Here is a 24,627-nt window from a genome sequence, read left to right on the forward strand (position 1 = left end):
TGAGCGCATGCGGATCGCTCGCGTTCTTCTTAGCGGCCGCGACGGGTCCTAGTTCTCAGGCCATCCCCGTCGCGGAGTTTCGTCGCGGGCTTGAACCACATTTCCCTGGAACGAAAGAACTCATGAGCGAATCCACCATCGACGTCGGCATTCCCGAACACCCCCGCACTCTGGCCGAGAAGGTCTGGGACGACCACCTGGTCGTGAAGGGCGAGAACGGTCAGCCCGACCTCATCTACATCGACCTGCACCTCGTGCACGAGGTGACCAGTCCGCAGGCCTTCGACGGGCTGCGGGCCGAGGGACGTCCCGTCCGCCGGCTCGATCTCACGATCGCGACCGAGGATCACAACACCCCGACGCTCGACATCGACAAGCCGATCGCGGATCTCACAAGCCGCACCCAGATCGAAACCCTGCGCCGCAACGCCGAGGAGTTCGGTGTGCGCCTGCACTCGCTCGGTGACAAAGAGCAGGGGATCGTCCACGTCGTGGGTCCGCAGCTCGGTCTCACGATGCCCGGTATCACGGTCGTCTGCGGCGACTCCCACACCTCCACGCACGGTGCGTTCGGAGCGATGGCCTTCGGGATCGGTACGAGCGAGGTCGAGCACGTGCTGGCCACCCAGACACTGCCGCTGAAGCCCTTCAAGACGATGGCGATCACGGTCGAGGGCGAGCTGAAGCCCGGCGTCACCGCCAAGGACATCATCCTCGCCGTCATCGCGAAGATCGGCACCAACGGCGGCCAGGGTTACGTGCTCGAGTACCGCGGCTCCGCCATCCGCGCCCTCTCGATGGAGGGACGGATGACGATCTGCAACATGTCGATCGAAGCCGGTGCCCGCGCGGGAATGGTCGCCCCCGACGAGACGACGTTCGCATACCTCAAGGGTCGTCCGCACGCCCCTAAGGGGCAGGACTGGGACGACGCGGTCGCCTACTGGCGCACCCTTCCCAGCGACGAAGGCGCCGTCTACGACGCCGAGGTCTTCATCGATGCGAACGAGCTCGAGCCCTTCGTGACCTGGGGTACCAACCCCGGCCAGGGCGTCTCGCTGAGCGACCGCGTTCCCGCGCCTGAGTCGTTCACGGACCCGAACGAACGTGCCGCCGCCGAACGCGCCCTCGAGTACATGGATCTGGTTCCCGGCACACCGCTGAAGGATGTCGCCGTGGATGCCGTCTTCATGGGATCGTGCACCAACAGCCGCATCGAGGACCTCCGCGCTTTCGCATCCATCATCAAGGGCCGTACCAAGGCGGAGGGCGTGCGCGTCATGGTCGTGCCGGGCTCTGCTCGCGTGCGGCTGGAGGCAGAAGCCGAGGGTCTGGACAAGATCTTCACCGAGTTCGGTGCGGAATGGCGCTTTGCGGGGTGTTCCATGTGTCTGGGGATGAACCCTGATCAGCTCGCTCCCGGAGAGCGGTGCGCATCGACCTCAAACCGCAACTTCGAGGGACGGCAGGGCAAGGGCGGACGTACTCACCTGGTGTCGCCGCTCGTCGCGGCTGCCACAGCCGTGCGAGGCACGCTGTCCAGCCCGAGCGATCTCGAACCGCTCAACCAAGCGGTAGCTACCAGCGCAGCGGAGGCCTGACATGGAGAAGTTCATCACGCATACGGGTGTCGTCGCGCCACTGAAGCGCTCAGCCGTCGACACCGACCAGATCATCCCCGCGGTGTACCTCAAGCGAGTGACCAAGACGGGATTCGAGGACGCGTTGTTCGCGAACTGGCGTCAGGACCCCGAGTTCGTTCTGAATCAGCCCGCGTTCGCCGGGGCATCGATTCTGGTTGCCGGACCCGACTTCGGCACCGGCTCCAGCCGTGAGCATGCCGTCTGGGCGCTGCGCGACTACGGGTTCCGCGTCGTGCTGAGCCCCAAGTTCGCCGACATCTTCCGTGGCAACTCGGGCAAGCAAGGCCTGCTCACGGGGGTGATCAGCGAAAGCGATCTCGAAGCGATCTGGGCCGCGACCGACGCGAACCCCGGAGCGCAGATGACGGTCGACCTCGACGCCCGCCGCGCGACGCTGGGTGACCTCCAGGTTGATTTCGACATCGACGATTACACTAGGTGGCGGCTCCTGGAGGGACTCGACGATATCGGGTTGACACTGCGTAACGAGGAAGCGATCACGCAGTTCGAGTCGCGCCGCGCATCCTGGCGGCCGCGCACCCTCCCCGTTCCGTAGCCACCCACCGAGGCACCGCGAGGCCGATCGCCCCGCCGATGTCGAGACGTAAGTGAGGTTCATCCCGGATGAAGACGCTTCTGAGCGACGACGCCGCGCGGGCGGCAGCAACGGAACCGGCCGGCGAAGTGCTCCTCGTCCGCGGCGGGCGTCCTCTGCGGGGGCGGGTGACCGTGACCGGTGCCAAGAACCTCGCAACCAAAGCGATGGTGGCCTCCCTCCTGGGCGACTCTCCGAGCACGTTGCGTGATGTCCCTCAGATCAGCGATGTTCGTGTCGTCCGCTCGCTCCTGGAGGTTCACGGTGTGCGGGTTGCCGACGGATCCGAGCCCGGCTCGCTCGTGCTCGACCCGACGGATGCCGTCTCGGCACACATGGAAGAGATCGACGCGCACGCGGGCGCATCGCGTATCCCGATCCTGTTCTGCGGCCCTCTCCTGCACCTGCTCGGTGAGGCGTTCATTCCCGACCTCGGTGGGTGCCGTATCGGCGATCGCCCGATCAACTTCCACCTGGATGCGCTCCGCCAGTTCGGTGCCATCGTGGAGAAGTTGCCGACCGGCATCCGTCTCTCGGCCCCGGAGGGGCTTCACGGAGCGAACATCGATCTGCCGTACCCGAGTGTTGGGGCGACTGAGCAGGTGCTCCTGACGGCGGTGCGCGCCAGGGGTGTCACGGAGCTACGCGGGGCCGCGATCGAACCCGAGATCATGGATCTGATCGCGGTGCTGCAGAAGATGGGCGCGATCATCTCCTACGAGCCCAATCGCGTCATCCTCATCGAGGGCGTCGATGCGCTCTCCGGCTACGACCACCGGTGCATCTTCGACCGCAACGAGGCCGCGTCCTGGGCGTCGGCTGCGCTCGCGACCGACGGAGACATCTTCGTCGAGGGCGCCAAGCAGCAGGAGATGCTGACGTTCTTGAACATCTACCGCAAGGCCGGCGGATGGTTCGATGTGCGCGAGGACGGCATCCAGTTCCGTCGCAGTGGACCACTCAAGCCCGTGATCGTCGAAACGGACGTGCACCCCGGGTTCATGACCGACTGGCAGCAGCCCCTGATCGTCGCGCTCACCCAGGCAGAGGGCGAGTCCGTCGTCCACGAGACCGTGTACGAGAACCGGTTCGGGTTCACGGATGCTCTGAACAAGATGGGTGCGAGCATCGTCGTCCACGCCGACGGCCTCGTCGCGCCCTACCGCCGCGTGCCGCGCCGCGCTCTCGAGCAGGCAGCTGTCGTGACAGGTCCGACGCCGCTCCACGGCGCCGATGTCGTGGTTCCCGATCTGCGGGGCGGCTACAGTCACCTCATCGCCGCGCTGACGGCCAACGGCGAGTCCACCGTCCGGGGGGTCGGGATCCTCAGCCGCGGCTACGAGAAGCTCTTCACGAAGCTGTCGGCGCTCGGTGCAGATTTCGATATCGTCGGCTGACATGGGCGACCCGAAACCGCGAGCCTCCTCGGAGAAGACGCGGCCCAGCGTCTTCTGGCCGCTGGCGGCGATCGTTGTGCCGCTGCTGGGCATCGTCGCTCGCGTCGAGATCCAGGACGGACACAAGCTTCCGCGCGAGGGAGCCTTCGTGCTCGCACCGAATCACATGAGCGAGTTCGACCCGATCATCGTCGCGCGTGCCGTGTGGGGGATGGGTCGGGCGCCGAGGTTCATGGCGAAGGAGAGCCTGTTCTCGGTCCCCGTCCTGGGCGCGGTCCTGCGGGCAACCGGCATGATCCCCGTCGCGAGGGCGTCGTCGGCGGGCGCGGCCAAGCAGACCATGGCCCAGGCCGAGCACCTCGTCGCCGAAGGTCGCGGGGTGATCGTGTACCCCGAGGGCAGCCTCACCCGCGACCCGGACCTGTGGCCGATGCGCGGAAAGACAGGGGCTGTGCGGCTTGCGCTGGCGGGTGAGATTCCGCTCATCCCGGTTGCGCACTGGGGTGTGCAGGAAATCCTGCCGCGCTACGGAAAGCTCAGTCTGTGGCCGCTGAGAAAGCGCGTGCGCGTGCGCGTCGGCGACGCACTCGACCTGTCCGCCTTCGCGGGCCGGACCCGAGAGGCATCCGCGCTCGTTGCGGCAACCGACCTGTTGATGGCGGAGATCGCCCGTCTCGAGAGCGAACTGCGGGGTGAGCCCGCGCCCGCCGAACGGTGGGATCCGGCATCTCATGGGCAGAAGGAGACCGGGCGTCTTGAGTCGTAGAGAGGATGCCGCCAGGCCGCGGGTCGCGGTGGTCGGCGCCGGCAGCTGGGGGACGACCTTCGGCAAAGTCCTCGCCGACGGCGGCGCGCGCGTCACGATGTGGGCGCGACGCCCGGAGCTTGCCACCGAGATCACCGAGGCCAAGCGCAACAGCCACTACCTGCCGGGGATCAACCTCCCCCGCCACGTGACGGCGACCTCGCACCTCGAGGAGGCGCTCTCGGGCGCCGAGCAGATCTACCTTTCCGTGCCCAGTCAGGCTCTGCGGCAAAACCTCAAGGCGATCCGCCCGCTCATCGAGGGCACCTCGGTGCCGGTCGTATCGCTCATGAAGGGTGTCGAACGCAAGAGCGGTCTGCGGATGAGTCAGGTGATCGAGCAGGAGTTGCGCTGCGATCCCGATCTCATCGCGGTCGCGTCGGGCCCGAACCTCGCCCTCGAGATCGCGAAGGAACAACCGACCGCGGCGGTGATCGCCTCCCGGAGTCAGGAGACCGCGGATGCTGTCGCCCGTCGCGCGCGGAACGCGTACTTCCGGACCTTCGTGAACACCGATGTCATCGGTACCGAGTTCGGCGGGGTGCTCAAGAATCTCATCGCCGTGGCGATCGGGATCGTCGACGGGGTGGGGTACGGCGAGAACACGAAAGCATCCATCATCACGCGCGGGCTCGTCGAGATGACGGATTTCGCGGTCGCCCAGGGCGCGCACCCCGAGACGTTGCAGGGGCTGGCGGGGCTCGGCGATCTGATCGCGACGTGCCAGTCGCCGCTGAGCCGCAACAACACCGCCGGTCGCCTTCTCGGCCAGGGCTACAGCTTCCAGGATGTCGTCAAGCAGATGGAGCAGACCGCTGAGGGTCTCGCATCCGTCGCCCCGATCCTGTCGCTTGCGGCGGAGGCCGGTGTCGACATGCCGATCGTGGAGCAGGTGAAGATGGTTCTGGACGGCACGATGAACCCCAAGGACATCGCGCCGCACCTGACAACCGATGACGACGAACCCCAGGGTGAGAGGACGCAGAATGGCACAGGCGACGGTGGCGGTGCTGTTTGGCGGTCGCTCCAGCGAGCACTCGATCAGCTCCGTCACGGCGGGCGGGGTGCTGCGGGCCCTCGATCGTGACCGGTTCCGGGTGATTCCGGTCGGCATCACCCGCGACGGCGTCTTCGTCCTCGAGGAGGACAACCCCGACAAGTTCGCTCTGGATGCTGCCCACCTTCCCGACGTCGTCGACAACGGCACCCGGGTGCTGTGGCCCGAGGGCGGTGCCGATCGTGTCCTTCGCGTGCGGCGGGAAGACGGTACGGTCCAGTCGCTCGGGGAGATCGACGTGGTGCTGCCGATTCTGCATGGTGTGCACGGGGAGGACGGCACCGTGCAGGGATTTCTCGACACCCTGCGGATTCCCTATGCGGGCGGCGGGGTGCTGGACTCGGCGCTGTGCATGGACAAGCACTTCATGAAGATCGTGCTGCAGGCATCCGGAGTCACCGTCGCGCCGTGGGTGACGATCTCCCGAGACGGCTGGGCGGCGGATCCGGATGCCGCACGCCGAGCGGCGCGCGCGCTCGGGGTCCCGAACTTCGTCAAGCCTTCGCGCGCCGGTTCCAGCGTCGGTGTCTCGAAGGTCCATGACTGGGACGAGTTCGACGCTGCTGTCGAGCTCGCGCTCGCCGAGGACGACAAGGCCTTGGTCGAGACCGCGATCGTCGGCCGCGAGATCGAGGTCGCCGTCCTCGAGACGCCGGGCGGCGCGCCGGCGAGGGCGTCGCTTCCCGGTGAGATCGTGCTGACCGCGCGGGAGTTCTACGACTTCGAAGGCAAGTACCTCGGCGGAGACGGCGCCGAGGTCGTGTGTCCGGCGTCCCTGACGGAGGACGAGATCGCGGCGCTGCAGGAGGTGGCAGTGCGTGCCTTCGACGCTGTCGGTGGGCGGGGCCTGGCACGCGTCGACTTCTTCCTGACGCCCGAGGCGATCTATGTCAATGAGCTGAACACGATGCCGGGGTTCACGCCGATTTCGATGTTCCCGAAGTGCTGGATCGCTTCCGGAATGACCTACACGGAGCTGATCAGCGACCTGTTGGATACGGCGCTCCTTCGGGGCTGATCTCAGCCGCCGACCTGCTCGGTGCACTGCAGGCCGTTCACAGGAAGCGTCTGCACGATGATGTTCGAGAGCACATCGAGCACCTCTGCGCTCGAGGCCGTCTCACTGTTGAGGTATACCTCGACGGCAGGGTCAGTGCCGAACGAGGTGATGCGGTAGTACGGGGCATCCGAGTCATCGACGATCCAGTCCACGCCGCCGACTGTCGAGCAGGGGAGCGTCGTCGGCCCCGGCACCTCGACGCCGCACGCGACGATGATGTCGCTGGCGCCGCTGCCCCACGCGCCGGTGGACTGCGCATCCGTCCAGCGGCGATCGAAGCCGTCGAGCGTCTTCGGAAACCGGACCGTCACATCCGCGCAGGCGGGGTTGTTCGCATCCGGCGCCGGCTGCAGCGACACGGTCGTGCTGCACGCGGCGAGAAGCAGAAGGATCGCCCCACCAAGCGCGAACGCGGCGGGGGCGCGTCGGGCGAGAGGCATTGGTCCAATCTACCGCCGCGGTAGCGTGGAGCGATGCGCGATTCGACGGTCGGTGAGCTTTCTGAGGGAGAGGTGCTGTCCGCGATTCTGCGAGAGTTGGGCCCCTCCGGCGCGGAGGTGGGCCCCGGCGACGACGCCGCGGTGCTGTCGGCGCCCGACGGCCGCGTCGTCGCGACGGTCGACACCCTGGTTCACGGTCCCGATTTTCGGCTCGCGTGGTCGAGCGGATTCGAGTTGGGCTGGAAAGCGGCGGCGGTGAACCTCGCGGACGTCGCCGCGATGGGGGCCACACCGACATCACTGCTCATTGCGCTCGCGATGCCCGATGACACGCGACTCTCGTTCGTCGTCGACCTCGCCCGCGGTCTGCGTGCCGGCTGCGACGCGCTCGCGCCCGGGTGCGTGGTCGAGGGAGGCGACCTCACCGTCTCGGACGTGCTCACGATCGCTGTGACGGCGCTGGGCACGCTCGACGGCCGCTCACCCGTGCGCCGTTCGGGCGCCCGTGTCGGAGACGTGGTTGCCGCCTCGGGCCGGCTCGGTTCTGCCGCACGCGGCCTCCGTCTGCTCTTCGACGCGTTCCGGGGTGCCGACGGTCAGCCGGTGCCGGTGGACCGGTCCCGCCTCACGGACGAGCAAGTCCGTGAGATCGATGCCCAGCTGCGACCTGCCCCGCAGATCCGCGACGGGGTACGCGCTGCGGAGGCCGGGGCGACGGCCATGATGGACGTGTCGGACGGGCTGGTGCTCGACGCGGGCCGGCTGGCCGCGGCATCCGGAGTCACCCTCGACCTGCGCCGCTCGGCCCTTGGTCCGCACCCGGATGACGCATTGACCGGCGGCGAAGACCACGGGCTGCTCGCCACGTTTCCCCACACGGATGCCGTCCCCGACGGCTTCGCGATCATCGGCGTGGTTCGCGCCCGGGGTGAGGCGCCTGTCCTCGTCGACGGCGTACCCTTCGAGGGCGTCGGCGGGTGGGATCCCTACCGCGACTGGGATGCCTCTCGGGGCTGATCGGCCCCCTCCCGGGGCGTGAGCCACCACACCGCGGTATCGCCATACCGCCGGTGCCGCTCGAGGGCGAGACCGTCCGGAAGGACCGGCTGCGGCGACCGTGCCGCGCGTTCGACGATCGTGAGCGACGCGGGGGCGAGCGCGGGAGCGAGCAGTCGCAGCGTCTCGTGCAGACCGTCTTCGCCGAGGTCGTACGGCGGGTCGATGAACACCAGGTCGTACGGTTCGCGGACCACCGCGAGGTAGGCATCCACCGACGTGCGGTGCACACGGTACGACCCGCCGGCGGCGTGCTGGACGCGCCTCGCGTTGCGATCGATGACACTCGCCGCGCGCGGAGACTTCTCGACGAGCTCGACCTGAGCCGCGCCTCGGCTGAGGGCCTCCAGGCCCAACGCGCCCGAGCCCGCATACAGATCGAGCACGCGGGCTCCGGCGATCGCATTCGCGGCGTCGAGCGCGCCGAAGATCGACTCGCGGACGCGGTCACTGGTCGGCCGAGTACCGCTTGCCGGGACATCGAGCGCCAGGGAACCGGCTGCTCCGGCGATGATGCGTGTCACGGCTCCACTGTACAAACGCCGCACACAGCGTCGTCGGTGCTGTCATCGAGGAGTACGCGTCCGAGGTCCTGCCTAGACTCGGGACATGGTCGCCCTCACGCTGTCGTCGCGGTTGGACGGCGCTGTCGGCGGAAAGACCGCGAAGGCGCTCGAACGCGCGTTCGCGATGCGAACCGTCGGCGACCTGCTCGAGCATTACCCGCGCCGGTACGCGCGCCGCGGCGAACTCACGCCCATCGCGTCACTCCCGGTCGGCGAAGCGGTGACGATCGTCGCGGAGGTGCGTAGTGCCACTGAGCGACGGATGCAGAACCGCCGCGGTTCGCTGCTCGAGGTCGTGATCAGTGACGGGAACGGTCAGCTTTCGCTCACGTTCTTCAATCAGGCCTGGCGGGCCAAGGAGTTGCGGCCGGGCCGTCGAGGAGTCTTCGCGGGCAAGGTGGGGGAGTACCGCGGGACGCTCCAGCTGACGCATCCGGACTACGAGCTCTTCGATGACGAGGTGAGCGCGCGGGCGACCGCCGAGGCCACGGCCAACGTTCCGGTTGCGATCTATCCCGCGACCTCGTCGCTCGCGAGTTGGCAGATCGCAAAGATCATCGGTCTCGTCCTCGATGGACTCGGCGAGGTTCCTGACCCCCTTCCCGCCGATGTCCGACGGGCCGAGGGTCTGTTGCCGTTCGGCGATGCCTTCGAGCGGATTCACCGTCCCGCCGCCATGGACGACATCGAGCCTGCCCGGGCGACGCTGCGCTGGCATGAGGCGTTCGTGCTGCAGGCGGCACTCTTGCAGCAGCGCCAGCTCGTGCGGTCGCTGCGGGCGACACCGAGACCTGCGGGAGCCCTCGTGGAGCGCTTCGACGCGTCGCTTCCGTTCCCGCGCACACCCGATCAGGTGGAGGTCGGTGACCGTATCTCGCTCGATCTGGTCGGTCAGTGGCCCATGAACCGACTCGTGCAGGGCGAGGTGGGTTCGGGTAAGACCCTCGTCGCGCTGAGGGCGATGCTGCAGGTCGCGCAGAGCGGCGGGCAATCGGCGCTCATCGCACCGACCGAGGTGCTCGCCTCCCAGCATCTGCGCTCCATCGCACGGATGCTGGGACCCGACCTCGCCGTCGAACTCATGCCGACACTGCTGACCGGCCAGCTCACCGCCGCCGAGCGGCGCCGGGCGTCCCTGCGCGTGGCATCCGGCCAGGCCCGCATCGTCGTGGGTACGCACGCCCTGCTGAGCGAGTCGACCACCTTCGCGGACCTGGGGCTCGTCGTCGTCGACGAGCAACACCGCTTCGGGGTCGATCAGCGCGAGGCGCTGCGTGCCAAGGGGACGACACCGCACGTCCTTGTGCTCACTGCCACACCGATCCCGCGTACCGTCGCCATGACGGTGTTCGGCGACCTCGACGTCTCCACGATTCGCTCGATGCCCGCCGGCCGCGCGGGGATCGAGACCTTCGTCGCCCCGGTGGCGGATCGACCTGCGTGGTTCGCGCGCGTCTGGGAGCGGGTCGCCGAAGAGGTCGCCGCCGGTCGCCAAGCCTTCGTCGTGTGCCCAGCCATCGACGCCGCCGCCAGTGGGGCAGCGGCCGTCGACGATGCCGACGCCCCCGTCGCTGACGCACCGCCCGCGGAGGGGAGCGCGCCGAGCGGGCAGCGAACCCGCTGGGGGGTCGTGCAGGTTGCTGAACTGCTGTCTCGGCATCCGTCCTTCGAGACACTCGCGGTCGAGATCCTCCACGGCAAGATGGCGGCCGACCAGAAGGACGCCGTGATGCAGGCCTTCGCGGCAGGGCGAATCGATGTGTTGGTGGCCACGACCGTCGTGGAGGTCGGGGTGGACGTGCCGAACGCCTCGACCATGGTGATCCTCGAGGCCGACCGGTTCGGGGTCTCGCAGCTGCACCAGTTGCGCGGACGCGTCGGTCGAGGTTCGGTGCCGGGCCTGTGTCTGCTGGTGACGGAGAGCGAGGTGGGGACCCTGGGCCGTGCCCGGGTCGAGGCGGTGGCCGGCACCGTGGACGGGTTCGCCCTTGCCGAGGTCGACGTGGAGCTTCGAGGGGAGGGGGATGTGCTCGGAGCCGCGCAGTCGGGGGCGCGTTCGTCACTGCGACTGTTGCGGGTCGTGAAGGATGCCGACCTCATCACCCACGCCCGGGCAGTCGCGGAACAGGTCCTCGACGATGACCCGACCCTGTCGGCGCACCGTGCACTCGCGGACGAGATCGAGCGGCGAGTGGGGCAGCAGGAGCGCGCCGCGCTCGCCAAGAACTGATCCCGGCCCCGGTAGGCTGACAGCATGAACAGTCGGATCGCCGTCGTTCCGGGCTCCTTCGATCCGCCGACCCGCGGTCACCTCGACGTCATCCGTCGCGCAGCGCGACTGTACGATCAGCTTCACGTCGTCGTGGTGCACAACCCCGGCAAAGAGGCGATGCTCCCGATCGCGCAGCGGCTCTCGCTGCTGGAACAGTCGATCGCCGAGGACGACATCGACGGCAATGTCGTCGTTGCCTCCTGGAGCGTCGGGTTGCTCGTGGATTACGCGCGTGACGTCAACGCGGGGGTGCTGGTGAAAGGCATCCGTTCCCAAGCGGATGTCGTGTACGAGGTGCCCATGGCGGTTGTCAATCGCGACCTCGCCGACGTGGAAACCGTCTTCTTGCTGCCCGACCCGGCGCACGCGATGGTGTCGAGTTCTCTGGTCCGTCAGGTCGCTGCCCTGGGAGGCGACGTCTCGCCGTACGTGCCGCCCGCGGTCGCTCGCTTTCTGCACACGGGCGGTCACGACCTCTAGCCTCGATCGAGACGGCCTCTGCTCACGCGGGTAGCATGGACCCCCGTGAGCAGGCAGCACTCGGGACCGTTCGTGATCCCCGTCCGTGACATCACGCACCGTCCTGGCGAGATGCGGGAGTTCTCCCTCGAGATCCCCGCGCCGGACAAGTGGGGGGAAGGCCTCGTGTCCGTCGCGCAGGGCGAGCCGATCGTCGTGGATGTGCGGCTGGAGAGCGTCCACGAGGGGATTCTCGCCACCGGCGAGGTCGACACCGAGTACACCGGAACCTGTGGACGGTGCCTGGGCGAGGTCGCCGAGAGTGTCCGCGTCGCGTTTCAGGAGCTTTTCGCGTATCCTGGGGGAGAAGAAACTGACTTCGAGGTTCAAGGCGACCACGTGGATCTTGAAACTCCGGTCAGGGATGCGATCGTCCTGTCGCTTCCGTTTCAACCGGTGTGTCAGCCGGATTGCCCCGGCCTTGATCCGGTCACGGGTGAGCGGTTGACCGAGAACACCGGTTCGCCCGAGCGCGAACCCATCGATCCGCGGTGGGCGACGCTCCAGGGCTACACCCCCCAGGACGACACCACGGACCACGGTGACCAGGACTCACGCGCGTGAGTGGCCGCCGAGAAGAAAGAGATGAGCTGAACAATGGCTGGTAACCCCCCGAAGCGCAAGGTCTCGCGTTCGAACACCCGCTCGCGTCGCGCGCAGTGGAAGGCGGAAGCGCCCACTCTCGTGAAGACCGTCGAAAACGGCAAGACCGTCTACAGCCGTCCGCACCAGGCGAAGGTCGTCACCGACTCGCAGGGCACGGAGCTTTTCCTCGAGTACAAGGGCCGCAAGGTCGCCGACGTCTGATCGTCGTGACAACTCGCGAGTCCGCTGAACTCGCCAAGAAGCTCGGGATCGACATCGACCCCGAGCTTCTTACGCTGGCATTGACCCATCGGTCGTGGGCCTACGAGAACGGCGGAGTTCCCCACAATGAGCGGCTCGAGTTCCTCGGTGACGCGGTGCTCGGTCAGGCGGTGACCGTTCGGCTCTTTCGCGCGCATCCCGACCTCGACGAGGGAGCGCTCGCCAAGCGCCGGGCAGCTGTCGTCTCGACCGTCGCGCTGGCCGAGGTCGCACGCAGCATCGACCTCGGGGCGTTCGTGCTGCTCGGGCGCGGCGAGGAGCAGACCGGGGGCCGGGAGAAGGACTCGATCCTGGCCGACACGATGGAAGCCGTGTTCGGCGCGACGTACCTGTCGGCGGGACCGGAGGCTGCATCGCAACTCGTGCTCCGCCTCATCGATCCGCTGCTGTCCGACCCCGATCGCTACGGGGCAGCTGTCGACCCCAAGACGGCACTGCAGGAGCTCGCGGCACGCCGGAACGTCGCGCCTCCTGCCTACGAGGTGTCATCGACCGGACCCGACCACGACCGGCGGTTCACGGCGATCGTCGCCGTCGGCGATCACCGTGCTGAAGGAGCGGGGACGAGCAAGAAGCAGGCCGAGATGGCCGCGGCTCTCCGGGCATGGCACGAGCTGACCTCCCGTGCCTGAGCTCCGCGGTGGCTGAGGTGGACGATGCCTGAGCTTCCGGAAGTCGAGGTCGTCCGCGCGGGCCTGGCGCCGGCCGTGACGGATGCCGTGATCGAGGCCGCCACCGTGGCCGACGACCGCGCCCTCACGCGGCATCCGCCCGGCGCGATCGACTTCGAGAGCCGACTGCGGGGCCGCATACTGCGGACACCCGCGCGAAGAGGGAAGTTCCTGTGGATTCCGCTCGCCACCGCGGACTCCGGAAAGACGGGCGCCGTGGATGCGCTCGTCGCACACCTGGGGATGAGCGGCCAGATGCTCCTGCGCCCGTCAGGTTCTCCGCTCGAACGCCACGAACGCGTCCGCCTCGACCTCCGCCACCCCGAGCATGGCGATCTTGCCGTCGTCTTCGCCGATCAGCGCACGTTCGGTTCCCTTGCCATCGACCCGCTCGTGCCCACTGCGGATGGCCTGCCCGGGGGGCTCGGGGCGGCTGATGCCCTCGTTCCCGCTCAGGTCGCGCACATCGCCCGCGATCCTCTGGATCCGGGTTTCGACCTGCGCCATTTCCGGCAGGTCCTTGCCCGAAAGGCCTCCGCGATCAAGCGGGTGCTTCTTGACCAGACCATCGTTTCGGGGATCGGGAACATCTACGCGGACGAGTCGCTGTGGGCTGCGCGCATCCATCCCGACACTCCCGCCGCGCAGCTGAGCACCCGCGCGGTTCATCGCCTGGTCGGCGACGTGCGGACCGTGCTCGAGAAGGCGCTGGCCGAGGGGGGCACGAGCTTCGACGCCCAGTACGTCAACGTCAACGGCCAGGCGGGGTACTTCGCGCACTCGCTGAATGCCTACGGCCGGACCGCCCAGCCGTGCCCTCGGTGCGGTGCCCCGATCGTCAAGGTGGCGTTCACGAATCGCTCGAGCCACTTCTGCCCGCGGTGTCAGCGGCCACCGCGCATGCCGCAGTGAGTGACTTCTTCCACGCGCCGATGTACGCGACGGGGCGGAACCCGATCGCCTCGTTCACGTCGAGCATCGGTCGGTTCTCTTCCGCGTTGTAGGTCAGGACCCGCTGTGTGTGTGGTGCCAGGCCGCGCCAGTGCCGCAGCGCCGCGGTCTTGATGAGCATCCCGAGTCGATGCCCGCGATGCTCCCTCAGGACCAGGGTGTCCTCCTGATGTGTCACCGGATGCCCGGGGCTGGAGGCCAGCTCGGTGAAAGCCACGAGTCGTCCCGACTCTCGGTGGCGCGCGGCGACGATGAGTACGGTGCGCCCCCCGTCGATCCAGTGCGTGTCGTGCTCGGCGATGCGGGCGGCATCCCACTGTTCTTCGGCGATGTCCATCCCGGCGCTCGGTGCATCCACACTCATCCGTGACTTCATCCACGCGTAGTCATCCACGAACTCCGGGGGTGTCGGGGGATGCCAGGAGACGATGTCGTACCCGGTGGCGGCCGCCGCGGCCTGCCGGTGGAGGTCGTCGAGAAGGGTCGGCCCCGCGTCTGTTGTCAGATCCAGGATGCTCTTGCGCTCGACCTGTTGCAGCTCGTATCCGTGGCGCAACGCGAACCGTGCGGCGTGATCGAGGGGGATCCGTCCGAACCCCGTCGGTGGCGTGAGCTGCTCGCCGGCCGCCGAGGGATGCTCGATCCAGGTCTCGATCACGCGGCGCCCGTGAGCAGCGGCCGCCGACTCGAGGATCTCGTGCGCGGCGGTACCGATGCCTCGCCCCCACGCGTGGCGGCGCAGCTCGATCTGTGCGTAGGCGATCGTTTCGTCCCCATCGCGGGGAAGGTCCAGGCCGGCCCGCCCTACGAACTCTCCGCCGTCGCGTATGCTCCACAACAGCCGCTCGTCGAAAGCGGACGGCTGGTACGCGGGGAGCAGGACGGCCGCATCGAGCTCCTCATCCCGGTTACCGCTGATCTCTTCGTAGACGATGTTGCGGACCCTCACCATCTCGAGGAACTCTGCGGCGTCGGGGCCACCGAGCGTGCTCGGGATGGTGAGGGGCCGGATGAGGGCGTTCGCGGTCTCCACGTCATGTCCTTTGTCAACGTGTGATCGGGTCATCGGCTCGTACCCGGGTGCTCTCACCTCGCGCCGAGATGCCAGGCAGCAAGGCGAAGCGTCTGGGCGTCGCGCTCCTGGCGCGCACGGTCGAGGTCGTAGCGGTGTCGGGCGACGTCACGCTGCTCACGTGAAGCAGCGCGGCGCACGTGGCGTGTGAGGATCCAGAGGGCAACTCGAAGGCTTGCGCGTTCGGCGAGCGTGAGATGTCGGCGGATGTGCGGGTGGGTGATGAGAGCCTCGACAGGCTCGATCGTGGTGTACATGAGATGCCTTTGAACAGTGGCGGATGCCGGGCGATAGCCGACGGGCCGCGAGATGCATCAGCTCGCCTGGCCATGTATGGCAGGGCGGTGACGCGCGGAGTGAGGATCGGACATATCGTCCGTGGACCGGAACCGATCGGGTCCGGTGGCTCGACCAGGGCGTGTCAGACAGCGCTGGGAGCGGCGGGAGCGTACGGGGAGGTCAGTCCCACGAGCGCGCGCATCGGAGTGTCTCCGAATACTGCAGTGCGAATCATCATGGCTGTCCTCCTTTCGTGACGTGTCGCGATCTGGAATGCTAGCCGGTCCCGAAGCGTCGTGTCAAGCAACCTCCCAGAATCGGCTTCCGCCCGGGCGTGTCGCCCGGGCGTGGCCTGGCTCCCACAGTCGTGCGGCGCGGCAGGGTACCGTAGGTCGACGGCCGGCCGCATTGGTCGACGTTGCTGGTCGGGAAGGAACGCGCATGCACCTGAAGAGCGTCACGCTCAAGGGGTTCAAGTCGTTCGCCCAGCCGACGACCTTCGCGTTCGAGCCCGGCGTCACCGCGATCGTCGGTCCGAACGGTTCCGGCAAGTCGAACGTCGTCGATGCGTTGGCATGGGTCATGGGCGAGCAGGGCGCGAAGACCTTGCGCGGCGGCAAGATGGAGGATGTCATCTTCGCCGGAACCTCCACGCGCGGCCCTCTCGGACGCGCCGAGGTGCAGCTCACGATCGACAACAGCGACGGGGCGCTGCCGATCGAGTACTCCGAGGTGACGATCAGCCGTACGCTCTTTCGCAACGGCGCGAGCGAGTACGCGATCAATGGGGAAGCCTGTCGCCTGCTCGATGTGCAGGAACTGCTGAGTGATTCTGGGCTCGGGCGGGAGATGCACGTCATCGTCGGGCAGGGGCGCCTGGACACGGTGCTGCAAGCCTCACCGGAGGACCGGCGTGGCTTCATCGAAGAAGCTGCCGGCATCCTCAAGCACCGGCGACGCAAAGAGAAGACCCTGCGAAAGCTCGAAGCGATGGAGGCGAACCTCACTCGCCTGAGCGACCTGGCCGGAGAGCTTCGTCGCCAGCTCAAGCCTCTCGGGCGCCAGGCCGAGATCGCTCGCGAGGCCGCCACGATCGCGGCTGTGGTCCGCGACGCGAAGGCGCGGCTGATCGCCGATGAGCTCGTCGGCCTGCGCGCGGAGCTGGCAGACCACATGCGCGCCGAGCACGAGCGCCATACCGAGCGCCTCGTTCTTCAGGATCGATCCGACCAGCTCCGCGCGCGGATCGCGCAGTTGGAGGCGGACCAGCGCTCTGAGGCGGTCGACGGCGCACGCCGCGTCCTGTTCTCACTCGAGCGCATCCAAGAGCGCCTGCGGGGGCTCTATTCGCTCGCCGGCCAACGGATGACGCTGCTGGGGGAGTCCGAGGACGACGATGCCGCCGCGGTCCGTACGGTCACGAGCGCGATGATCGAGGACGCGCGCGCGGAGATCGACGAGGTCTCGTCTGGGCTCACCGACGCCGAGGATGCGGCATCCGAGGCGGCTCGCGATGTGCAGCGGGCCCGCGCGGAGCTGGACGCGCTCGATGTCGACATTGCCGAGCAGAGCGCGCTGGTCTCGCAGCACGACATGAAGCTCACGGCGCTTCGGGGCGCCGCGGATGCGGCGGAGTCAGCGCTCGCCGCGATCGACGACGCGCTCGCACGGCAGCAGCGCGCACTCGACGCGGCCACGGCCCGTCGGGATGCCGCCGCCGCGGAGCTGGCGGGCGTCGATCCCGACCTTGTTCCCGAGGGCAGTTCTGCCGAGTACGCCGCGGAGTACGAGCAAGCCGAGCGCCGAGCCCAGGAGACGGACACCCGGGTCTCGGAGTTGCGGGACCGGCTCCACGCGACCGAGCGTGAGGTGGAGGCTCTGACCGCACAGACCACCGCGCTCACTCGTGCGCTGGGGGTCAAGAACGCATCCGCCGATCTCATCGCCGAGGGCGCGCCCGGCGTGCGCAGCCTCGTCGGCGACGCCATCCAGATCACGCCCGGATACGAGGCGGCGATTGCCGCCGTGCTGGGCCCTCGGGCCGAGGGCGTGCTCGTCGACAGCCTCGAGGACGGCTTCGCGCTCGCGACGCGGGTGCGCGATGCCGACCGCGGCCTCGTCGACTTCGTCATCGGCGAGGTCGACGTTGCCACCGACGACCTGTCCGGCTTCGGCTCGCTTCGGCCGGCCAGCGACGTCGTGATCGGCCCGGCCGGCGTTCGCGCTCTGCTGTCGCGGGTCTTGATCGCGGATGATCTTGCGGCGGTGCGAGATCACGCCGCCACGATCATCGCCGATCCTCGCACGATCACCGTCGTCACACGCGCCGGCGAACTGTTCACGGGTTCGTCCCTGCGCGCTGGCGCCGGCGCATCGCGGTCGCGACTCGAGCTGCTGGCCGAGCGGGACGCGGCAGCGGAGCGCCGCGACGAGCTCGTCGTCGTTGCCGACTCGCTGCGCGAAGCGCTCGCCGATGCGCGGGTCGAGGCCGAGGAAGCGAAGCGGAGGACGAGTGCGGCGCTCACTCGGCTACGCGAGCACGATGCCGCGGTCGCGGCCCACACCGAGCAGGTCAATCGGGCGACAGTTCAGGTCGAGGCTGCGGCGGCCGAGTGCGAACGACTGGCTGCGGCGGTGGCGCAAGCGCAAAGCTCACGGGACGAGGCGGCAGCCGCCGCCGCATCGGCTCAGACGCAGCTGCAGCACGCGCTCGAAGCCCCCAGACCTATCCTCGATGCGTCCGCGCGTGACGGGCTGCTCGAGGCGCTCGAGAGTGCGCGTGAGCATGAGATGCGGGCACGGCTGGATGTCGAGACGCTCCGCGAGCGCGTGCGCGCAGGCCAGGCGCGAGTACAGCAACTCGAGCGCCAGCGCGAGCGTGAGGCCGCAGCCGCGGAGGAAGCCGCTCGGCGAGCGGTGATCCGGCGTCGCCAGCGCCAGGTGGCAGCCGATGTCGCTGCGACCTTGCCGCCGGTGCTCGACTCGGTTGACCGGTCGGTCGCGGCGGCCCGGCTTGCCTTGGCCGAGGCCGAGTCCGCCCGGTCGGCTGTGACGTCGGAGTTGTCGGCGGTTCGCGCGGAGGAGGCGACGGTCCGGGAACGCCTTGCGGGCTTGACCGAAAGCGTGCACGGGCTCGAGTTGCAGATGCACGAGAAGCGACTCCACGTGACCAGCATTCTGGAGAGGGCTCGCTCGGAGCTGAGCCTCGACGAGGACATTCTCATATCGGAATACGGCCCCGACCAGCCGATACCTGCCGAAGACGGTGAGGAGCCGGGGGTCTTTGATCGCACAAGTCAGCGTCGTCGATTGCAGGATGCCGAACGCAAACTCGCGCAGTTGGGCCGGGTCAATCCGCTCGCTCTCGAGGAGTTCGCCGCCCTCGAGCAGCGTCACGCGTTCCTGACCGAGCAGCTTGCCGACCTCACGAGCACGCGCAAGGATCTCGTCACGATCATCGATGACCTCGATGAGCGCATGCAGACGATCTTCCTGGCGGCGTTCGAGGACACGCGTACGGCCTTCGACGAGGTGTTCCCCATCCTGTTCCCGGGTGGGTCGGGGAGCCTGAGCCTGACCGACCCCGACAACCCGCTCACCACGGGCATCGAGGTCGCTGTGCGGCCGGTCGGCAAGAAGATCGAGCGACTCTCGCTCCTGTCAGGAGGGGAGCGTTCGCTGGCGGCCGTCGCCCTCCTGACCGCGATCTTCAAAGCGCGGCCGAGTCCGTTCTACATCCTCGATGAGGTGGAGGCGGCGCTCGACGACGCCAACCTCGGGCGCCTCCTCGGCGTGTTCGAGCAGTTGCGCGCCAGCAGCCAGCTCATCGTCATCACGCACCAGAAGCGGACGATGGAGATCGCCGACGCGCTCTATGGCGTCTCCATGCGGCAGGACGGGGTCTCCGCAGTGGTCGGGCAGCGCATCGCCGACCGCGCCGCCAGCTGACCGTAGGGTGGGATCATGGCCGAATCCTCCTGGTCGCTCGGACGGGCGCTGCGCGGAATGTTCGTCAAGCCCACGATCGACGAGACGACGTGGGATGACCTCGAAACCGCGCTGCTGACAGCCGATTTCGGACCCGATATCACCGAACGCATCGTGGACGAGCTGCGCGAGAAGGTCGATCGATACCGCACCACCGATCCCCGGGATCTGCAGCGGATGCTGAAAGAGACGCTCGAGGAGCACTTCGCGAAGTTCGACACGACGCTCAAGCTCACGGAGCGCCCCGCCGTCGTCCTTGTGGTGGGCGTGAACGGCGTCGGCAAGACCACGACGATCGGCAAGTTCGCGAACTTCCTCCGTCGCTATCAGCGCAGCGTCGTCGTCGGGGCCGCCGACACCTTCCGGGCGGCGGCCGTCGATCAGCTCGCGACCTGGGCAGAACGCGGCGGGGCGCACATCGTCCGCCCGCAGCATGAGGGCCAGGACCCTGCATCCGTCGCGTACCAGACGATCGAGTATGCCAAGCGCACCGGCACGGAGATCGTTCTGGTGGACACGGCGGGGCGCCTGCACACCAAAGGCGGCCTGATGGACGAACTCGGCAAGATCCGTCGCGTGATCGAGAAGCAGGCGCCGATCAGCGAGGTGCTGCTCGTGTTGGATGCCACCACGGGCCAGAACGGCGTCATGCAGGCGGAGGCGTTTCTGCAGCACGCCGGTGTCACCGGACTCGTGCTGACCAAGCTCGACGGGTCCGCAAAGGGCGGTTTCGTGCTCGCCGTCCAGGAACGTACCGGCATCCCGGTCAAGCTCCTCGGACAGGGCGAGGGGATCGGCGACTTGACCGGCTTCACGCCCCACGTCTTCGCTGCTGCGTTGGTGGATTGACGCCGCGCCGAGGACGAGGACTATCGGTCGGCCCCCGGGGCTGGTTTCATGGGGTCATGGCGATCGAGCACGACTTCTTCGGCCTGCTGGAATCCGGCCCGGACGGTTCGATCTTCTGGTCCGAAAACGTCGAGTTCGGAGACCAGTCGGTCACCGTTGATCTGACCGCGCCCGATCAGGACGACGTCTCGCCGGCAGCCCTGGATGTCGCCGCTTCACTGATCTCATCGCTCGAGGATGTGGATCGCACCGCCCGGGAAGCGATGGTGTCGCAGCTGAGCGATCGCACGAGCGAGGTGACGGAGTACATCCTGCAGCAGCAGGAAGAACTCGGGGAGGAACTCGAGGACTTCCTCGTTGATGTCTCGGGAGACACCCACATCGACGTGATCCGTGCGCTTCAGCTCATGAGCATGACGATCCTCGCGGACGAGCACGGGGGCGCTGATCCGTTTGCGGTGCTCGAGTATGCGCTCGACCCGGATGCCACCGACGATGTGCTCCTCGTGAACATCGCCTCCGACGGAGCGGTGCTCTCGGTCACCAGCGCCGATTGATCCGGGCCGCTCTCACACCGCTTGCGCGAAGCTGAGACCCTCTCGGGCGATGTCGTCCGCGAGATGGGCGAGGTTGTCGGGGATGTGCCTGCCCTTCGACAGCATCGACTGCGCCCAGAGTCGCCCGGCTCGGTACGAGGAGCGCACCAGCGGCCCCGCCAGCACACCGAGGAACCCGATTCGCTCGGCCTCCTCCTTGAAGGCGACGAACTCGTCGGGCTTGACCCACCGGGCCACCGGGAGGTGCCGGGGCGACGGACGCAGGTACTGCGTGATCGTGACGATGTCGGTTCCGGCGTCGTGCAGGTCCTGCAGCGCCTGCACGACCTCGTCGGGCTCCTCGCCCATGCCGAGGATGAGATTGGACTTCGTGATGAGACCGGCGGCGCGCGCCTGCGTGAGCACGTCCAAGGAGCGCTCGTAGCGGAAGGCGGGACGGATGCGCTTGAAGATGCGGGGCACCGTCTCGACGTTGTGGGCGAACACCTCGGGGCGCGCGTCGAAGACCTCGTTCAGCAGCCGCGGATCCCCGTTGAAGTCCGTGGCCAGCAGCTCGACGCCGGTCCCGGGGTTGACGGTATGGATCTGCCGCACCGTCTCGGCGTTGAGCCACGCACCGCCGTCGCCGAGGTCATCACGCGCGACGCATGTGACGGTCGCGTACCGCAGCTGCATCCGCTGCACGCTCTCGGCGACCCGCCGGGGCTCGTCGGTGTCGTACGCGGCGGGCTTGCCGGTGTCGATCTGGCAGAAGTCGCAGCGCCGCGTGCACTGCGATCCGCCGATGAGGAAGGTCGCCTCGCGGTCTTCCCAGCACTCGTAGATGTTGGGGCAGCCGGCCTCCTGGCACACGGTGTGCAGGCCCTCGTCCTTCACGAGGCTGTGCAGCTGCGTGTACTCGGGGCCCATCTTGGCCTTGGTGCGGATCCACTCCGGCTTGCGCTCGATCGGTGTCTGGGCGTTGCGGACCTCCAGTCGCAGCATCCTGCGACCCTCGGGTGCCGCCTGCGCTCCCGTCGCCGGTCCTGTGCCGCACGTGCTCATGCCGTGACCTCCGTGTACTCGTCGGCGTACTCGTTCTCGAACTGCGCGATCACCTCGGGCAGGATGTCGCAGGGCGCGATGTCGGCTCCGACGACCTCACTGATCGTCGTGACGCCGGCATCCGTGATGCCGCACGGAATGATGCCGCGGAACCCCGACAGGGTGTTGTTGCAGTTCACCGCGAATCCGTGCATCGTGACACCCCTCTGGACTCTGACGCCGATCGCGGCGACCTTGTCCTCCGACAGAGGGCGGCGCACCCACACCCCACTGCGGCCCTCGACCTGGTAACCGTCGACTCCGCACGACGCCAGGGCCGCGATGAGCAGGCGCTCGATGCGCCGCACATGGGCTACCACGTCCACGGGCTCGTGCAGGCGCACGATCGGGTAGCCGACGAGCTGTCCGGGTCCATGCCAGGTGATCTTCCCGCCGCGGTCGACATCGATGACGGGGGTCCCGTCGGTGGGACGTTCGTGCGCCTCGGTGCGCTTTCCCGCCGTGTAGACCGGGTCGTGTTCGAGCAGGATCAGCGTGTCGGGCCGTTCCCCGCGCGCGACCTCGTCGTGGATCCGTCGTTGCAGCGCCCACCCGTCGAGGTAGGGGACTGTCGCGGGCGAGAGCCCCGCCTCCAGGATGTCGAGCACGTGTGCGCCTCCTCGGCGGTTTATGGACTGCGTCCAACAATACGCCGTCTGTGCGTCGGGTCGACCGTGTACTCTGCGTGCATGTCCGGAGGCAGGCCGCACGCGGTATCGCGCGAGTTCATCGCTGAAGCGGCGTGCGAGCTGTTCCTCGAGCAGGGCTACGAGCGGACCACGGTTGCGCAGATCGCTCGGCGCGCGGGCGTGAGCCGGTCGAGTTTCTTCAACTACTTCGAGTCGAAATCCGACGTCTTCTGGTCGGGGCTCGACGCCAGGATCGCGTTCCTCGACGGGTTTCTGGCAGCCGCCTGCCCATCGCAGGATGCGTCGTCTGTCGTGTCGGATGCCGTCCGCGAGGCGCTGTCTCAGTTCGCGCCCGACGCGCTGGCACTGGCGCTGGTCCACTCCGACGCGATGGGTGTCGTTCCCGAACTAGCCCAAGAGATGGCGATACGGCAGTGGCGCATCGCCAGGTCGATCAGTGCGTACCTGCAACGGTCCGGGGAACCATCGCTGCCCGCTGAGGTCCATGCTGCAGGCTATGCCGGCGCGGTGATCGCGGCGCTGCGCGCGTGGGCGCTCGCGGGCGCGGGTCGAGAGCGGCTTGACGGTCTTCTGGCTGAGGCGCTCGCGGTCGTCGGGTGATGGGGGTGGCCGTGGGTCGCGACGGCCGGCATCCCACGTAGAATCGGACGATCATGGCAACCTTCGGCACGCTCTCGGACCGCCTCACCGAAACCTTCCGGAATCTCCGCACGAAGGGCAAGCTCACGCCCGCGGACGTCGACGGCACGGTCCGCGAGATCCGGCGCGCGCTGCTGGATGCCGACGTCGCGCTCCCCGTGGTCAAGGACTTCACCGCGAAGGTGCGCGAGCGCGCGCTCGGCGACGAGGTCAACCGCGCGCTCAACCCGGCGCAGCAGGTCGTGCAGATCGTCAACGAGGAGCTCGTCGCGATCCTCGGCGGTCAGCAGCGTCGCCTGCAGTTCGCCAAGAACCCGCCGACGGTCATCATGCTCGCGGGGCTCCAGGGCTCGGGCAAGACGACTTTCGCGGGCAAGCTCGCGAAGATGCTCGAGAAGGACGGCCACACCCCGCTTCTGGTCGCGTGCGACCTGCAGCGCCCGAACGCCGTGAATCAGCTCCAGGTCGTCGCCGAGCGCGCCGGCGCAGCCATCTATGCGCCCGAGCCGGGCAACGGCGTCGGCAACCCCGTGAAGGTGGCCAAGGACGGCGTCGAGTTCGCAAAGCAGAAGCAGCACGACATCGTCATCATCGACACCGCCGGCCGCCTGGGTGTGGATGCCGAACTCATGAGGCAGGCCGCCGACATCCGCCGCGCGACAGACCCCGACGAGGTGCTGTTCGTCATCGACGCGATGATCGGTCAGGACGCCGTCAACACCGCGAAGGCGTTCCAGGAGGGCGTCGACTTCACCGGCGTCGTGCTGTCCAAGCTCGACGGCGACGCCCGAGGCGGTGCTGCCCTCTCGGTCGCCTCCGTCACCGGCCGTCCCATCATCTTCGCCTCGACGGGGGAGGGGCTCGAGGACGTCGAGCCGTTCCACCCCGACCGGATGGCCAGCCGCATCCTCGACCTCGGCGACATCCTGACCCTCATCGAGCAGGCCCAGCAGGCCTTTGATGAGGCAGAAGCGGCCAAGATGGCCGAGAAGCTCGCGACCGAGCAGTTCACGCTCGAGGACTTCCTCGAGCAGATGCAGCAGCTCAAGAAGATGGGCTCGATGAAGAAGATGCTCGGGATGCTCCCGGGCATGGGTCAGATGAAGCAGCAGCTCGAGGACTTCGACGAGCGCGAGATCGATCGCACCGAGGCCATCATCCGTTCGATGACACCGGGGGAGCGGCGCAACCCGAAGATCCTCAACGGGTCACGCCGCCTGCGGATCGCCCGGGGCTCGGGCATGACGGTCACCGATGTCAACCAGCTCGTGCAGCGCTTCGACCAGGCGGCCAAGATGATGAAGACCGTCGCTCGCGGCGGTGTGCCGAACATCCCGGGGATGGGACCTGTCCCGGGCGGCGGGCGGCCTGGCGCATCCGCCAAGCGCGGCAAGCAGTCGAAGAGCCAGAAGGCCCGCCAGGGCTCCCGGTCGGGCAATCCCGCCAAGCGCGCCGCCGAGAATGCCGGGATCGCGGCACAGAATCCGGCACCGACCGGGTCGGGCTTCGGTCTCGGCAGCGGCCAGCAGGCCCCGACCGAGGCTGATCTCGCAGAATTGCACAAGCTCCTCGGCAAGAACTGACGGTCGCTGCGTCGGTTCGACCGGCGCGG

Annotated in this window: 24 protein-coding genes; 18 read left to right on the forward strand and 6 right to left on the reverse strand. The window is 68.0% G+C overall.

Annotation, left to right across the window (positions count from 1 at the left end; all coding sequences use genetic code 11):
• Nucleotides 1-122 precede the first annotated feature (122 nt).
• From leuC to AC3ENO_RS10175, 6 genes are all read left to right on the forward strand, one after another.
• Complete coding sequence (gene leuC / locus AC3ENO_RS10150) at nucleotides 123-1,601, forward strand: 3-isopropylmalate dehydratase large subunit (RefSeq protein ID WP_434970504.1); 1,479 nt, start codon at nucleotides 123-125, stop codon at nucleotides 1,599-1,601.
• Nucleotide 1,602: 1 nt separating this feature from the next.
• Nucleotides 1,603-2,199, forward strand: a complete 597-nt coding sequence (gene leuD / locus AC3ENO_RS10155) for a 3-isopropylmalate dehydratase small subunit (RefSeq protein WP_434970505.1) — start codon at nucleotides 1,603-1,605, stop codon at nucleotides 2,197-2,199.
• A 68-nt stretch (nucleotides 2,200-2,267) separates the two neighbouring features.
• Nucleotides 2,268-3,635, forward strand: coding sequence for a UDP-N-acetylglucosamine 1-carboxyvinyltransferase (gene murA / locus AC3ENO_RS10160; protein WP_434970506.1), 1,368 nt, complete (start codon nucleotides 2,268-2,270; stop codon nucleotides 3,633-3,635).
• Nucleotide 3,636: 1 nt separating this feature from the next.
• Nucleotides 3,637-4,401 carry a lysophospholipid acyltransferase family protein gene (locus AC3ENO_RS10165; protein WP_434970508.1) on the forward strand — a complete coding sequence of 255 codons (765 nt, stop codon included), beginning with the start codon at nucleotides 3,637-3,639 and terminating at the stop codon, nucleotides 4,399-4,401.
• On the forward strand, nucleotides 4,391-5,527 hold the full coding sequence (locus AC3ENO_RS10170; RefSeq protein WP_434970509.1) for an NAD(P)H-dependent glycerol-3-phosphate dehydrogenase: 1,137 nt from the start codon (nucleotides 4,391-4,393) through the stop codon (nucleotides 5,525-5,527). The genes AC3ENO_RS10165 and AC3ENO_RS10170 overlap by 11 nt, the downstream gene beginning before the upstream one ends.
• Complete coding sequence (locus tag AC3ENO_RS10175) at nucleotides 5,427-6,515, forward strand: D-alanine--D-alanine ligase family protein (RefSeq protein WP_434970510.1); 1,089 nt, start codon at nucleotides 5,427-5,429, stop codon at nucleotides 6,513-6,515. Before AC3ENO_RS10170 ends, AC3ENO_RS10175 begins: the two co-directional genes overlap by 101 nt.
• A 2-nt stretch (nucleotides 6,516-6,517) precedes the next feature.
• Here AC3ENO_RS10175 and AC3ENO_RS10180 read toward each other — a convergent pair whose 3' ends face one another.
• Nucleotides 6,518-6,997, reverse strand: a complete 480-nt coding sequence (locus AC3ENO_RS10180) for a DUF3515 family protein (protein WP_434970511.1) — start codon at nucleotides 6,995-6,997, stop codon at nucleotides 6,518-6,520.
• A gap of 33 nt (nucleotides 6,998-7,030) precedes the next feature.
• Here AC3ENO_RS10180 and thiL point away from each other — a divergent pair, with 33 nt between their 5' ends.
• On the forward strand, nucleotides 7,031-8,014 hold the full coding sequence (gene thiL / locus AC3ENO_RS10185; protein WP_434970512.1) for a thiamine-phosphate kinase: 984 nt from the start codon (nucleotides 7,031-7,033) through the stop codon (nucleotides 8,012-8,014).
• On the opposite strand, the gene rsmD is transcribed toward thiL, so the two are convergent.
• Nucleotides 7,984-8,577 carry a 16S rRNA (guanine(966)-N(2))-methyltransferase RsmD gene (gene rsmD / locus AC3ENO_RS10190; RefSeq protein WP_434970513.1) on the reverse strand — a complete coding sequence of 198 codons (594 nt, stop codon included), beginning with the start codon at nucleotides 8,575-8,577 and terminating at the stop codon, nucleotides 7,984-7,986. The genes thiL and rsmD overlap by 31 nt on opposite strands.
• 85 nt (nucleotides 8,578-8,662) lie before the next feature.
• On the opposite strand from rsmD, the gene AC3ENO_RS10195 reads away from it, so the two are divergent.
• From AC3ENO_RS10195 to mutM, 6 genes are all read left to right on the forward strand, one after another.
• Nucleotides 8,663-10,849 carry an ATP-dependent DNA helicase RecG gene (locus AC3ENO_RS10195; protein ID WP_434970514.1) on the forward strand — a complete coding sequence of 729 codons (2,187 nt, stop codon included), beginning with the start codon at nucleotides 8,663-8,665 and terminating at the stop codon, nucleotides 10,847-10,849.
• Nucleotides 10,850-10,873: 24 nt separating this feature from the next.
• On the forward strand, nucleotides 10,874-11,371 hold the full coding sequence (gene coaD / locus AC3ENO_RS10200) for a pantetheine-phosphate adenylyltransferase (RefSeq protein ID WP_434970515.1): 498 nt from the start codon (nucleotides 10,874-10,876) through the stop codon (nucleotides 11,369-11,371).
• Nucleotides 11,372-11,482: 111 nt separating this feature from the next.
• Nucleotides 11,483-11,974: a YceD family protein gene (locus tag AC3ENO_RS10205; RefSeq protein WP_434970608.1), complete on the forward strand. Its 492-nt coding sequence runs from the start codon at nucleotides 11,483-11,485 to the stop codon at nucleotides 11,972-11,974.
• 33 nt (nucleotides 11,975-12,007) lie between these two features.
• Nucleotides 12,008-12,217: a 50S ribosomal protein L32 gene (rpmF, locus tag AC3ENO_RS10210; protein WP_045297913.1), complete on the forward strand. Its 210-nt coding sequence runs from the start codon at nucleotides 12,008-12,010 to the stop codon at nucleotides 12,215-12,217.
• Nucleotides 12,214-12,909, forward strand: coding sequence for a ribonuclease III (gene rnc, locus AC3ENO_RS10215; RefSeq protein WP_434970609.1), 696 nt, complete (start codon nucleotides 12,214-12,216; stop codon nucleotides 12,907-12,909). The genes rpmF and rnc overlap by 4 nt, the downstream gene beginning before the upstream one ends.
• A gap of 24 nt (nucleotides 12,910-12,933) precedes the next feature.
• Entirely contained in the window at nucleotides 12,934-13,860 is a 927-nt protein-coding gene (mutM, locus tag AC3ENO_RS10220) for a bifunctional DNA-formamidopyrimidine glycosylase/DNA-(apurinic or apyrimidinic site) lyase (protein WP_434970516.1), read from the forward strand.
• On the opposite strand, the gene AC3ENO_RS10225 is transcribed toward mutM, so the two are convergent.
• Both AC3ENO_RS10225 and AC3ENO_RS10230 read right to left on the reverse strand, forming a co-directional pair.
• The gene (locus AC3ENO_RS10225; protein ID WP_434970517.1) at nucleotides 13,799-14,932 is read right to left on the reverse strand and encodes a GNAT family N-acetyltransferase; all 1,134 of its coding nucleotides are present in this window, start codon (nucleotides 14,930-14,932) and stop codon (nucleotides 13,799-13,801) included. The genes mutM and AC3ENO_RS10225 overlap by 62 nt on opposite strands.
• A gap of 53 nt (nucleotides 14,933-14,985) precedes the next feature.
• Complete coding sequence (locus tag AC3ENO_RS10230; RefSeq protein ID WP_434970518.1) at nucleotides 14,986-15,228, reverse strand: hypothetical protein; 243 nt, start codon at nucleotides 15,226-15,228, stop codon at nucleotides 14,986-14,988.
• Between the two features lie 463 nt (nucleotides 15,229-15,691).
• Here AC3ENO_RS10230 and smc point away from each other — a divergent pair, with 463 nt between their 5' ends.
• The 3 genes from smc to AC3ENO_RS10245 are packed head-to-tail and all read left to right on the forward strand — an operon-like array spanning nucleotide 15,692 to nucleotide 20,643.
• Nucleotides 15,692-19,198, forward strand: a complete 3,507-nt coding sequence (gene smc, locus AC3ENO_RS10235) for a chromosome segregation protein SMC (protein ID WP_434970519.1) — start codon at nucleotides 15,692-15,694, stop codon at nucleotides 19,196-19,198.
• A 15-nt stretch (nucleotides 19,199-19,213) separates the two neighbouring features.
• The gene (gene ftsY / locus AC3ENO_RS10240) at nucleotides 19,214-20,086 is read left to right on the forward strand and encodes a signal recognition particle-docking protein FtsY (RefSeq protein ID WP_434970520.1); all 873 of its coding nucleotides are present in this window, start codon (nucleotides 19,214-19,216) and stop codon (nucleotides 20,084-20,086) included.
• 56 nt (nucleotides 20,087-20,142) lie between these two features.
• A complete protein-coding gene (locus AC3ENO_RS10245; RefSeq protein ID WP_434970521.1) occupies nucleotides 20,143-20,643 on the forward strand; it encodes a DUF2004 domain-containing protein in 501 nt (166 codons plus the stop codon).
• A 12-nt stretch (nucleotides 20,644-20,655) separates the two neighbouring features.
• Here AC3ENO_RS10245 and lipA read toward each other — a convergent pair whose 3' ends face one another.
• Entirely contained in the window at nucleotides 20,656-21,687 is a 1,032-nt protein-coding gene (gene lipA, locus AC3ENO_RS10250; RefSeq protein ID WP_434970522.1) for a lipoyl synthase, read from the reverse strand.
• Nucleotides 21,684-22,334 (reverse strand): lipoyl(octanoyl) transferase LipB, encoded by a 651-nt coding sequence (gene lipB / locus AC3ENO_RS10255; protein WP_434970523.1) that lies wholly within the window; start codon nucleotides 22,332-22,334, stop codon nucleotides 21,684-21,686. Before lipB ends, lipA begins: the two co-directional genes overlap by 4 nt.
• Before the next feature lie 81 nt (nucleotides 22,335-22,415).
• Between lipB and AC3ENO_RS10260 the strand changes: the two genes are divergently transcribed.
• Nucleotides 22,416-22,976, forward strand: coding sequence for a TetR/AcrR family transcriptional regulator (locus AC3ENO_RS10260; protein ID WP_434970524.1), 561 nt, complete (start codon nucleotides 22,416-22,418; stop codon nucleotides 22,974-22,976).
• 53 nt (nucleotides 22,977-23,029) lie between these two features.
• Nucleotides 23,030-24,598 carry a signal recognition particle protein gene (gene ffh, locus AC3ENO_RS10265; RefSeq protein WP_434970525.1) on the forward strand — a complete coding sequence of 523 codons (1,569 nt, stop codon included), beginning with the start codon at nucleotides 23,030-23,032 and terminating at the stop codon, nucleotides 24,596-24,598.
• Nucleotides 24,599-24,627: the final 29 nt, after the last annotated feature.

The organism is Microbacterium sp. bgisy207 (genome assembly GCF_057706855.1).